This is a genomic window from Brevibacillus sp. AG162, from assembly GCF_006715575.1.
Taxonomy (GTDB): Bacteria; Bacillota; Bacilli; order Brevibacillales; family Brevibacillaceae; genus Brevibacillus; species Brevibacillus brevis.
Map to the genome: position 1 here is coordinate 573,987 of NZ_VFNO01000002.1, position 11,841 is coordinate 585,827.

Genomic DNA, 11,841 nt, shown 5'->3' on the forward strand with positions numbered 1-11,841 from the left:
TTATTCATTGAAAATTCAGGTTATTCTCAAGCTGATCTCTTCACTTCGAATGACTTTCCCTGCGGTTAAACCGGTGAAGGATGCATTGTCCACCGCCACTTTCCCATTCACCAGCACATATTTGATCCCAATCGGCTCAAGAAGAGGCTGCTCGTAGGTGGCTTGATCTGCAATCGTTTGGGGATCGAAAATGACGATATCCGCCCAATACCCTTCGGTAATGAATCCTCGATCCTTTAGTCGAAGCAGTTGCGCAGGCGCTCCTGTCATATGGCGAATCGCTTCAGACATCGTGAGAACTTCTTTTTCCCTGACAAACCTCCCCAATATTCTCGGGAAGGTTCCGTATAGCCTCGGATGCGGTTTTCCGCCGAATATCCCGTCCGAACCGACGATTTGCATCGGATGTTTAAGCGCGTTCGTGATATCCTCCTCTTCGCCCCATGAAATGACCATCGTGACACCAGCGTTTTCCTCCAGCAACAGCTCAAAGACAGCATCGGCAGGTGTTGTTCCGCGCATCTCGGCAATTTCCAGTAAATTCTTCCCCTCCGCGACGCGATTTTTCTCAGAAGCGACAGACGCAATCACGATTTTTCCCCAACCACAGCTCTCTACCCAGTTTTCAAAATCATGGTTGTTCTCGAAGTCATCTTTAATCCGCCTGCGAACCTCTGGGTCTTGCAGCTTGGCGAGAAGCTCCTCTGTGCCCCCATTGTGCATCCACGGTGGCAACAAGGCATGTAACACGGTTGATCCTGCTGTGTACGGATATTGATCAAAGGTGATCTCGATCCCCTCAGCACGGGCCTGATCCATTTTTTCTAATGCCTGTTGGAAGTTGCCACGATTGTTTCGGCCAATCACCTTGAAATGAGAAATATGCAGACGCACACTTGAACGGCGTGCAACATCGATCATCTCGTCAAGCGCTTCGAGAATGTGATTGCTTTCATTTCGCATATGGACAACGAAGCATCCATCGTATTTCGCTGCTCCTTTGCATAACTCGATGAGCTCCTCTTTGCAGGAAAACAAATTAGGCGGATACACCAGCCCTGACGACAGGCCGACTGCTCCTTGCCGCATTCCTTCTTCTACGAGCTCACGCATTTTTCGCATCTCTTCGGTGGTAGCCCTCCGTCCCTCGAACCCCATCACAAGTGTTCGAACAGCACCATGTGGAACCAAATAAGCGACATTTCCGGCCAGCGTAGAGCGGCTTAAAAATTGGAGGTACTCGTCAATGGAATTCCACGGCCAGTCTCCAATGTCCCCATTCAACCCGCGGAGCTGTTTTTGCCATAATGGTTTCGTCTGTTCATTGACAGGCGCAACAGAAATGCCGTCTTGCCCGAGCAGCTCTGTTGTCACACCTTGCAGCACCTTGATTTTGTGAATGTGCGGCTTTGTGCACAGCAAGTCAGAGTGTACATGCGTGTCAATAAAACCAGGGCAAACAGCCAGACCTTCTGCCTCGATCTCTAGCACGGCTTCTGAGTCGTGAAGCTGTCCGATCTTCACAATCCTTCCGTCCCTAATGCCGATGTCCAACCGGGTCCACGGATTACCAGTTCCGTCGTACACCTGACCATTTCGAATAACGATATCCAGCATTCTTCTTGCTCCTCTCTATCCTTGTAATTTTTATGAAACCAGATGACATGCGACACGATGGCCCGTACCCATTTCCCGCAAAACCGGAACGACTTCCTTACAGGTGGCGATCGCTTGCGGACATCTCGGATGAAACACGCAGCCTTTTGGCAAATCGATGGGGGAGGGAACTTCACTTGAGAGGACGATCCTCTCTTTCCTTTTCTTTGGATTTGGCTCTGGAACAGCCGACAATAGCGCTCGGGTATAAGGATGCAGTGGCTCAGAGAACAATACATCGGTGGGGGCTTCTTCCACCAAATGACCCAGGTACATCACGCCGACTCGATCAGAAATATGTCGGACGACGCTGAGGTCATGCGCGATGAATAAATAGGTGAGTTGAAAATCTTCTTGGAGCTGTTGCAATAGATTGAGAATTTGAGACTGGATGGAGACATCGAGTGCGGAAACAGGCTCATCACATACGATGAATGCAGGATTTACTGCAAGTGCACGCGCCAACACAATCCGCTGTCTTTGCCCACCTGAAAACTCATGCGGATATCGGTCGAAATGTTCTGGCTGCAGTCCCACTTTACGAAGAAGGTCAAGGACAAGCTGCTTGTGCTGCCTTTTCTCTCCCAAATGGAAAATACTCATCGGTTCAGCGATGGCTTTGCCTATTTGTTTGCGGGGATTCAGCGCTGAATACGGGTCTTGAAAAATGATCTGCATTTCTTTTCTGGCGTTTCTTAGTTCTTCATCTGAAAAATGAGTGATGTCCTGTCCTTTGTATTGCACACTCCCAGACGTCGGCGCAAGCAAGCGAAGGATCATGCGACCCGTTGTGCTTTTTCCGCATCCGGATTCCCCAACCAGCCCATAGGTTTCCCCTTTGTATATTTTCAAGGAAAGATTGCTGACCGCTTTTACGTACGCTTTCTCTTGAAAGTAGCCTCGTTTGATCGGAAAATGCTTCACTAAATTGGACACCTGCAAAAGTGGTACCGCTGTTTTCTCCTTAGCTCCCAAACGCAACGCCCCCCACCCCGATTCTTTCGTGATGCCAGCATCGAACCTGATGCAATCTCGCTATTTCAAACAAGTCTGGAGGATGCTGCCTGCACTTTTCATCTGCAAGCGGGCATCTGGGTGCAAATCGACACCCTTTTGGAATCTGATGGAGCGACGGAACGATGCCTTCTATTACATGGAGCTTCTTTCCACGTTTGCCATCAATGGTCGGGATCGATTTCATCAAACCAATCGTATAGGGATGCTTCGGATTCTCAAACAAGGTTTCCACAGAAGCTTCTTCTACGATCTGCCCCAAATACATGACCAGAACGCGATCGCACACTTCCGCAACGACGCCAAGATCGTGAGTAATTAGCAGGATTCCCATCTGTAATTGCTTTTGCAGACCCAGCATCAAATCAAGAATTTGCGCTTGAATGGTAACGTCCAATGCGGTCGTCGGTTCATCCGCAATCAACAGCTTGGGCTGGCAGCACAAGCCCATGGCGATCATGACACGCTGCCTCATTCCGCCTGAGAGCTGATGAGGATAGTCGTTCACCCTCTTATCCGGTGATGGGATGCCGACCAAGGTAAGCATTTCAATCGTTTTTTCCTGCGCAGCTTTTTTGGACAATTTTTGATGCAACATGAGCGATTCGGCAATTTGGTTTCCTACGGTATAAACAGGATTGAGCGAGCTCATCGGGTCCTGGAAGATCATCGATATCCGATTGCCGCGAATCTCTTGCAGCTCCTCCATGGATGATTGCAGCAGCTCTTTTTGCTCAAAAAAGATTTCGCCTGTAAGTCTCGTTCCACTGTGTTTTCGGAACAGCCGTAGGATCGACAAGGAAGTCACACTTTTTCCGCATCCCGATTCCCCAACCAGTCCGACCGTCTCGCCGGAATCCACCTGAAAGGAAACCCCGTCTACAGCTGTCACCTGACCCAGCTCTGTGGAAAAGGTCGTTCTCAAGTTTTTCACTTCCAACAATGGCACATGAATCATCCCCTTCCCACCTTGCAGCGCTTATTTTTTTGCTCGATTCGTATGCGGGTCCATTAAATCGCGGAGGCCATCTCCGAGCAGGTTGAGCCCCAGTACGGTTATCATGATGGACAGACCAGGAAAAACAGTCATCCACCATGCTTGCTTCATGATCGTTCTTCCGTCATTTAAAATGTTTCCCCAGCTAGGCTCAGGCGGCGGCGTTCCCGCTCCCAAGAAGCTCAAGGAGGCTTCCGTAATGACTGCATAAGCAAAAATGAACGTTGCCTGGACAATCAGAGGAGACAGGCAGTTAGGGGCGATATGCAGCCAAATGACCCTCCATGACTTCCCCCCCAGCGCATGAATCGCTTCGATATACGTCTGCTCTCTCACAGTGATCGCTACCGACCTGATCGCTCGGGCTACCGTTGGAATATACACAACACTCAGAGCGATAATCACATTGCTCATTTTCGGGCCAAGTGCTGCCAATATGGCAATGGCGAGCAGGATAGCGGGAAATGCCATTAAGCCGTCATTGATCCGCATGAGAAAGTTGTCCAATCTTCGGTAGTAGGCTGAATACAGCCCAAATAGTAACCCCACGATGGAAGTAATCACGACTACCGAGAATCCAACTCCCATAGAAATTCTGCTTCCGTACACAACACGGGTAAACACATCCCGGCCAAACTCGTCCGTACCAAACCAATGGCTCGTACTTGGCGGTTTGAGTCGATCCTGCACTTTCATTTCGAGTGGATCATAGGAGGTGAGCAAAGGAGCAAGGACACAAATGAGGGTGATAAACAAAACGAGAATACTCCCTGAGACAGCCAATCGGTTTGCGAAAAACCGATTCATGGCTACTCGTACGTGATGCCTGGAAGGCGCAACAGGTTGGCTTGTGGCAATCGTTACCGAAGATGTTTCCATTCATCCATCCCCCTTAGCTCTTGTCGTATCGCACACGTGGATCGATATACGCGTAAAGCAAATCAACAATGAGATTGATGAGAACATACGCTGCCGCAATCATGAGCACGGTTCCTTGGATCACCTCGTAATCCCGTCTTAAAACGGAATTGACAATGAGCTTGCCGATCCCAGGTATGTTAAAGACGGTTTCAGTCACGACTGCTCCCCCGATCAGCGTCGCAAACGACAGTCCGATTACCGTGAGAATGGGGATGAAGGCATTGCGAAGTGCATGCTTATAGGTGACAATCCACAGCTTCAAGCCTTTTGCTTCTGCCGTTCGAATGTAATTTTCGTTCAACACTTCCAGCATGGAGGATCGCGTCATTCGCGCAATTAAAGCCCCTTGCATAATGCCAAGTGATATCGCGGGCATGATCAAGTATTTGAAATGATTCAGGAGTCCATTGGATATCGGTTGATAGCCTGCTGCAGGCAGCCAATTCAGTTGGACGGCGAAAAGCAAGATCAGATTCAATCCGATCCAGAAGCTAGGAAGCGAGATTCCCAGCAAAGCAAATGTCATAAACGATTGATCCATCCAAGTGCCTCGACGATTGGCAGCCATCACACCCAAGGGGATCGCAAACAGAATCGCGATGATCTCAGCCATAATCGTTAAGGATAGGGTAGGCCCTAAATGCTCCCATATCGCTTCTGTCACAGGCTTATCCATAAAAATCGACCAGCCTAAATCCCCTTGCAGCAAGCCCCCTATCCATTCGAAAAAGCGGATATAGATGGGAAGATTTAAACCTAGCTGCTCTCGTAATTTTGCTAATTCTTCTTCCGTAGCTTGTGCCCCCAGAATGACAGAAGCAGGGTCACCAGGGGTAAGATGAATGATAATAAAATCAACAACCGCTACAACCAGAAGGACAGGTAATAAGGACACGACACGCTTAAGCAAATAACCTCCCATTTTCGTCTTTCCCCCTCCATTGTCATCGAGTAAAAACCAATGAACGTGTAGAACTCAGCATTCATATTTGCAGTTTCAGATCGTAGACCTGACGGGGCCTTCCTTTGCAGATCGGCTGCTCTTCACCGACGACGATTGCCAATTGACTCTGCTCTAATTTGCTTAAAATCCGTCTGGCACTGCGTAGTGAAACACCAAATCGACTAGCGAGGTCAGCTGCGGTTATTTGTGAGCTGCCGTAGTTTTGGCAAAAGGAGATCAGTTTGTTGATCGTCCCGACGCTCAAACCTGATTTTCGGGCGGCATTCAAACGCTCTGGATTGTTGCTTCGGAGGGAGTACGCTAACTGAAATTCTTCACCCAGCGGTCCGACAACATTGCCATCGTGCATAGCGATGAAACAGCTTCCTCCTCCGCCGGCTTTTGCTTTGGAGAGAGCTTCCCCGGCTTTGCTTTGCGCCTCGTTCGCGGTTCGGCCCAGCCCAATTCCGATACTGGCCGAAATGTTTAAACGGTTTACAATTCTCTCTAGCAGAGGGAACCGCGTAAACATGCTCGTCGTCCGTTCAATAACTCCTCGAGTCGTTACGAAGATGACTTCATTTCGATCCGGCCAGTTCATCAAGGCTTGAATTTCTTCCCCATAATCAATCAAAATTTCCTGGATCGCGATTTTCTTTCGCTGAAGCTCATATTCGGATGAATGCCATTTTTTCACGATGTTTTCAATATTGATGATGCCAATTGCGATCTGCGTATCATTTAACTGGAGGTTCTTTCCTTCCATTTGCGCTCGATACAAACCGTCTTGAATCGTAGATTTGGTGGGGGTCACACGATAACAGGGGATTTCTAATCTTCGAAGCTCCCAATAAACAGATGCCACGCAAGTGAAAATCGCGTCTATCTTGTTCCTTGTCCATAAGTCGTAATGAAACTGAAGAATGTCGCCAGCGCTCTGCTCTTGCCGATATTCCATCGTGTACATACGATCCACAGGTATAGAAAGCTCATCCAACCTTTGTTCAATCTCTTGTAAAGACAGAACATCGATACTAAACCGCAACCGACTATCTTTCAGTAGAGTCCCGCTATCTCGCAGCAATTGAAAGAACACGCGGTAGAGGCTCGTTCCATTGTAAGGCAGGTAAACCATCGGCTTTGGACCATCAACGTGTTCACGAGCAATTTGGTATGGAATCGGACCGGCAAATAAAAAGACATCCACCTCTTCCTTGCAGGAAAGCACAAGCTGTTTAACCTCCTGAACATCTTTGTAACCGAGGGGGAGCAATATTAAGGCCGGAAATGTTGTTGCCATATGCAAAACCTCATCAAGCAAATCGTAAGGACCTATAACTGCAACTTTTATTTCCATCGTTCCCTACCACTTTCTCTCAGATTTTTTACTGCCAACATACATTTTATTAAATTTTTCAAAAATTCTTTCTATTATCATACATTCGGCCATTCTTATATGCAATTTCCGTTAATAGTCCTTTTATCCCCTTTTTTATTAAAAAAACGTGCAAGGAGCCACTCCGTCTTCCGGAATGCTTCCCTACACGTCTTCTCGTTAAGAGAACCTATTATTTCTGGCTGACACGCGCCAATAAATCGACGATGTGCACGGCCTCCATCTTTCCTTCCAGTCCAGCTCGATGAATGCCTGCTTTCATTTGCAACAGACAGCCCGGATTCGAGGTCACTAGCATGTCTGCTTGGGTAGCCGCTACCTGACCCATTTTTTCATCCAAAAGGCTTCCGGCCATCTCAGGCTGCACCAGATTGTAAATGCCTGCTGATCCGCAGCAGCGATCTCCCTCGCGAAGCTGTACGAATGTGGCTCCCGGAATGGCTTGCAAGAGGCTCACTGGCTCTTTTGTCACCTTCATCCCGTTGCGCAGGTGACAGGAGGATTGATAGGTGATTCGTTGCGGCAATGACTGCCATTCTTTTGGCTCGACGAGGAGGGCAAGCACCTCGCTAATATCCTTCACACGTGAAGCAAACCATTTTGCCTTCTCCTGCCACTCGGCATCTTCCGCCAGCAGATGGTCGTATTCTTGCAGCATCGCCCCGCAACCACCTGCATTGGATACGATGATATCCACGTCAGCCTTGCGAAAAGCAGCCACATTTTTTCGCGCCAGATTGCGAGCCTGTTCACGCTCACCGCTATGTGCATGGAGAGCACCGCAGCACACCTGGTCAAGAGCGACGATGACCTCACAGCCTGCCTCACTCAGAAGCCGCACGGTGTTGCGATTCGTCTCATTGAATAGGACATCCATGATGCAGCCGTGAAACATTCCTGCGCGATACTTGCGCTCGCCTACGGCTGGAATAACCGTGCCACCGAAAAAGTCCACGATACCTTTTCCAGATGCTTCAGGCATGATCGCTTCCATTTCCCGCATTTGCTTTGGCAGGATAGATAGCACTCCCAGCTTGCGAACGGCTTTTTGCACACCTGAGCGCTGATAGAAGCGCAAGAGTCCGCCGAGCTGGTACATGCGCTTCTGATGAGGGAGCAGGTGGAAAAACGCGAGCTTGCGGACGGCTTTGACCCACCACGGATGCTCCTGCACCTCTTCGATTGCTTCTCTCGTCTGCTCAATCAGTTGACCGTACGGCACACCTGCTGGGCATACCGGCTCACATGCCCGGCAGCCTAGACACAGATTCATTTGATCGACGAAATCTTTGTCAGGCTCCATGACACCGTCTGCGACGGCTTTCATCAAGGCGATGCGACCTCGTGGCGAAGCTGCCTCATAGCCTGTTTCCCGAAAGGTCGGACAGGCTGGCTGGCAGAAGCCACAGCGCATGCAATTGGAAAGTTCATCGTAATCGAGTTTATTTACCAAGGCTTCTTTAAGCACGCTGAACCACCACTCTGTTCCGAGACTGTTTGGCAAACATCTTGTCAGGGTTCAGCAGATTGTTTGGATCGAAAGCGTGCTTGATGCCTTTCATGATCTCCATACCTGCGGCCCCTACTTTCCACTCCAAATACGGTGCCTTGACAATCCCTACGCCATGCTCTCCCGTAATCGTTCCGCCCAAATCGATTGCTGCCGCGAAAATTTCCTCGAAGGCATGCTCGACACGCTCGATCTCTTCCGTGTTGCGAGCGTCTGTCATGCAGGTCGGATGCAAATTGCCGTCTCCTGCATGGCCAAAGGTGCATATTTGCAGTCCGTAACGCTCTGTAATCTCTTGGATCGCGGCGACCATTGGCGCAATCGCAGCACGTGGAACTGTTGCGTCCTCCAGAATGGTCGTCGGACGCATCCGTGACAACGCGGCGAGCGCACTGCGTCTGGCAGTCATTACCTCATCAGCTTCCTCGGCTGTCGTCGCTACCTTGATTTGGACGGCATCATTCTTCTCGCAAATAGCAGCGATCTGCTCCATGTCCCGATCGACCGTCTGTGGCTCTCCGTCCTGACCGATCAGGAGAATCGCCGCCACATCTGTCGGAAGCCCGATCTGTTTGAAATCCTCGACAACACGGATCGTGCCCTGATCGAGAAATTCAAGCGTTCCAGGAATGATACGATTGGCAATGATATCGGAAACAGACCTCGCTGCCTGTGCCATATCTGCGAACATCGCGAGCATAACTCGCTGTGTCGGCGGCTTCGGAATCAGCTTGAGAATAGCCTCGGTAATGATGGCCAATGTCCCCTCGCTGCCGACCATGAGCTTGGTCAAATCATAGCCCGCCACATCCTTCATCAGCTTGCCTCCGGTACGAATGACCTCTCCGTTCGGCAACACAGCTTCGAGGCCCAGCACGTAATCCTTGGTCGTTCCGTACTTCAACCCGCGCAGTCCACCCGAATTGAGTGCAATATTCCCTCCAATTGTGGAGATGACCATGCTGCCTGGATCGGGTGGGTAAAACAAACCGAGTGCCTCTACCGCTTGATGGATGTCGACCGTTCGGACCCCCGGCTGCACCGTTATCGTCAAATTTTGTTCGTCAATCTCTACGATTTGATTCATCCGGCTCAACACCAAGACAATTCCGCCACCGACCGGTATCGTTCCCCCGCATAGATTGGAGCCTGCTCCGCGCGTCACAATCGGGATGTGGTACCGTGCTGCAACTCGCATGACCTGTTGGACTTCGGCTGTGCTCTTTGGCATGACGACCACATCCGGCAACGCTTGCTGCATTGGTGTCGCGTCATACGAATAGGCGACTAATGCCTCCTGTTTGTCGAGACAGTTTTTCTCTCCGACGATGGCACGCAGCTCTTCGCGAATGGTTCCTGGCAACATGGAATCTCCCCATCCTTTCCCTAAAACTTAGTCCAACTGCTGAATGGCTTCCCTGATTCTTCCATTAGTAACATTCAACAGGCGAGTAGCCTCTTCCCTGCTTGATCCGGTCAGCTTCATGATAATGGCTGTCTTCGCATCACCGTCAGCCTGATCAGCCAGCTCCTCCGCCTCCTCGTAACTCGCTCCGGTCACTTCCATGATGATCCGCTTTACTCGTTCCTTCAGCTTGAGGTTTGTCGCCTGCACGCTGACCATCAGATTTCCGTACACTTTGCCCAAGCGAATCATCGTCGCTGTCGTCAGCATGTTCAGCACCAGCTTTTGGGCTGTTCCTGCCTTGAGCCTCGTCGATCCGGTCAATACTTCTGGTCCTACGACGACATTAATCGCTACATCTACGCCTTTATTGATATACGAAGGCTTGTTGCAAGAGACAGCAATCGTCTTCGCTTCAATCTTCTGTGCCTCTGCCAAAACACCGAGAACATACGGAGTCCGTCCACTGGCTGCGATTCCTACGACCACATCATTTTTAGTCACGCCGTATTTATGCACATCTGCTTGACCTATTTCAAAAGAATCCTCTGCGCCTTCTACCGCGCGTACCATTGCGGATGGTCCGCCTGCAATCACCCCCTGAACGAGCTCAGGCTGGGTACCAAAGGTCGGCGGGCATTCGGACGCATCCAGTATCCCTAAGCGTCCACTCGTTCCAGCACCAAAGTAAAACAGTCTCCCGCCCTTTTCCAGTGCTTGTATGATGACCTCTACCGCATCGGATACTTGATCGAGGACGCGCTCTACTGCATAAGGAACCTTCTTGTCCTCATCGTTCATCATTTGTACGATGCCTCGGGCACTCAATTGATCCAAATGACTGCTGCTCTCGTTTTTTCCTTCGGTCGTCAATGCTTGCAAGTTCTCCAGATTCATGCTCTATCGAACCTCCTTTTCAACCTCTCCTTGTTCCTCTCATCGGGCAGTTTTGCAGATTGATCATTGTCAAAAGCCCTGTTTGGCAATAATCTAAAAATTCACTACTATTACCACCCTCATTATATGCAGTAAAATTACACCAATCAACAGATTATTAGTAAATTTTGTTTCCTAAAATAATAAACATTCACAAGCCACTCCCAGCTCAAGCAGTCAGACAAACGCAAAAAAGCCGAACCATTTCCAATAGGCTCGGCTTTTTGTCTTCCTTATTAAAGGATAGCATTACGCAAACAGACTGATTAGGTTCCCATCCGGGTCTTTCACGATGGCATACCGCTGGCCCCAGAATGCATCCCACGGCTCACGCTGACTCTCGTAACCATGTGAAACGATTTTCGTATACAACGCATCAAGCGCCGCAGCATCCTCACACAAAAAAGCCAGCTCAATCCGATGCCCAACAGGTGCTTCCCATCCTCCATACACACCCTTGGCAATCTCCACTGTATCAAAGGCCAGACGAACACCGTCCTGCGCAACCTCTACATGCGGCTCTTCATTTGCCCCCTCGGGAATATCGAAACCGAGTACCCGATAGAAATCCAACGCTTTTTTCATGTCCTGTACGACAATCCCTACCATATCAAGCTTGATTCCCACATCACTCACTCCTGTTCGCTCTTGATTTCTTGCTGGACGCGCTTGGGCAGTTTTTGGAGCACCGTTTCGTACGCATGCTCGATCATCCTTTCCCATAAGCCTTCGGGAATGTCAGCGTCCAAGTAGACAGAATTCCAATGGGATTTATTCATGTGATAGCCGGGTACGATCCCTTCGTAGGTCTCGCGCAATTCCTCCGCACGCATCGGGTCGCATTTCAAGGTAAGGATGCGAACACCTTTGGAATCGCCTCCGATCATGGCAAATATTTTGCCTCCGACATGGTAGCGATCGCATTCCCAATCCATTTGATAGTCATGGGTGGCACCGGGCTGCTTCCGGCAGTATGTATCTAATGTTTGTTCATTCACATGAATTCACCATCCTTTCTTTAAGGTAACGCGTCTCGCAAAAAGAAGATTGTAAAAAACGGACA

Annotated in this window: 11 protein-coding genes; all 11 read right to left on the reverse strand. The window is 49.6% G+C overall.

Annotated features, from left to right (window positions below):
• Positions 1-15: 15 nt before the first annotated feature.
• Positions 16-1,617: an N-acyl-D-amino-acid deacylase family protein gene (locus FB479_RS07555; protein ID WP_142063812.1), complete on the reverse strand. Its 1,602-nt coding sequence runs from the start codon at positions 1,615-1,617 to the stop codon at positions 16-18.
• 30 nt (positions 1,618-1,647) lie between these two features.
• A complete protein-coding gene (locus tag FB479_RS07560; RefSeq protein WP_106654328.1) occupies positions 1,648-2,631 on the reverse strand; it encodes an ABC transporter ATP-binding protein in 984 nt (327 codons plus the stop codon).
• Complete coding sequence (locus FB479_RS07565) at positions 2,621-3,628, reverse strand: ABC transporter ATP-binding protein (RefSeq protein ID WP_142063815.1); 1,008 nt, start codon at positions 3,626-3,628, stop codon at positions 2,621-2,623. Before FB479_RS07565 ends, FB479_RS07560 begins: the two co-directional genes overlap by 11 nt.
• Positions 3,629-3,649: 21 nt before the next feature.
• Positions 3,650-4,546, reverse strand: a complete 897-nt coding sequence (locus FB479_RS07570; RefSeq protein ID WP_142063818.1) for an ABC transporter permease — start codon at positions 4,544-4,546, stop codon at positions 3,650-3,652.
• A gap of 13 nt (positions 4,547-4,559) precedes the next feature.
• Positions 4,560-5,510, reverse strand: a complete 951-nt coding sequence (locus FB479_RS07575; RefSeq protein WP_142063821.1) for an ABC transporter permease — start codon at positions 5,508-5,510, stop codon at positions 4,560-4,562.
• 61 nt (positions 5,511-5,571) lie between these two features.
• Entirely contained in the window at positions 5,572-6,831 is a 1,260-nt protein-coding gene (locus tag FB479_RS07580) for a helix-turn-helix domain-containing protein (protein ID WP_255438311.1), read from the reverse strand.
• Positions 6,832-7,099: 268 nt separating this feature from the next.
• On the reverse strand, positions 7,100-8,395 hold the full coding sequence (locus FB479_RS07585; RefSeq protein ID WP_142063827.1) for a (Fe-S)-binding protein: 1,296 nt from the start codon (positions 8,393-8,395) through the stop codon (positions 7,100-7,102).
• Positions 8,388-9,803 carry an FAD-binding oxidoreductase gene (locus tag FB479_RS07590; RefSeq protein ID WP_106654322.1) on the reverse strand — a complete coding sequence of 472 codons (1,416 nt, stop codon included), beginning with the start codon at positions 9,801-9,803 and terminating at the stop codon, positions 8,388-8,390. The genes FB479_RS07585 and FB479_RS07590 overlap by 8 nt, the downstream gene beginning before the upstream one ends.
• A gap of 27 nt (positions 9,804-9,830) precedes the next feature.
• Entirely contained in the window at positions 9,831-10,739 is a 909-nt protein-coding gene (murQ, locus tag FB479_RS07595) for an N-acetylmuramic acid 6-phosphate etherase (RefSeq protein WP_142063830.1), read from the reverse strand.
• 288 nt (positions 10,740-11,027) lie between these two features.
• Positions 11,028-11,405, reverse strand: coding sequence for a VOC family protein (locus FB479_RS07600; RefSeq protein WP_142063833.1), 378 nt, complete (start codon positions 11,403-11,405; stop codon positions 11,028-11,030).
• A gap of 5 nt (positions 11,406-11,410) precedes the next feature.
• Complete coding sequence (locus tag FB479_RS07605; protein ID WP_047070817.1) at positions 11,411-11,776, reverse strand: MmcQ/YjbR family DNA-binding protein; 366 nt, start codon at positions 11,774-11,776, stop codon at positions 11,411-11,413.
• Positions 11,777-11,841: the final 65 nt, after the last annotated feature.

Coding starts and splice junctions, on each gene's coding strand:
- FB479_RS07555 (WP_142063812.1), bottom strand. CDS start 1,617: ATGCTGGATATCGTTATTCGAAATGGTCAGGTGTACGACGGAACTGGT.
- FB479_RS07565 (WP_142063815.1), bottom strand. CDS start 3,628: ATGATTCATGTGCCATTGTTGGAAGTGAAAAACTTGAGAACGACCTTT.
- FB479_RS07570 (WP_142063818.1), bottom strand. CDS start 4,546: ATGGAAACATCTTCGGTAACGATTGCCACAAGCCAACCTGTTGCGCCT.
- FB479_RS07575 (WP_142063821.1), bottom strand. CDS start 5,510: ATGGGAGGTTATTTGCTTAAGCGTGTCGTGTCCTTATTACCTGTCCTT.
- FB479_RS07580 (WP_255438311.1), bottom strand. CDS start 6,831: ATGGCAACAACATTTCCGGCCTTAATATTGCTCCCCCTCGGTTACAAA.
- FB479_RS07590 (WP_106654322.1), bottom strand. CDS start 9,803: ATGTTGCCAGGAACCATTCGCGAAGAGCTGCGTGCCATCGTCGGAGAG.
- murQ (WP_142063830.1), bottom strand. CDS start 10,739: ATGAATCTGGAGAACTTGCAAGCATTGACGACCGAAGGAAAAAACGAG.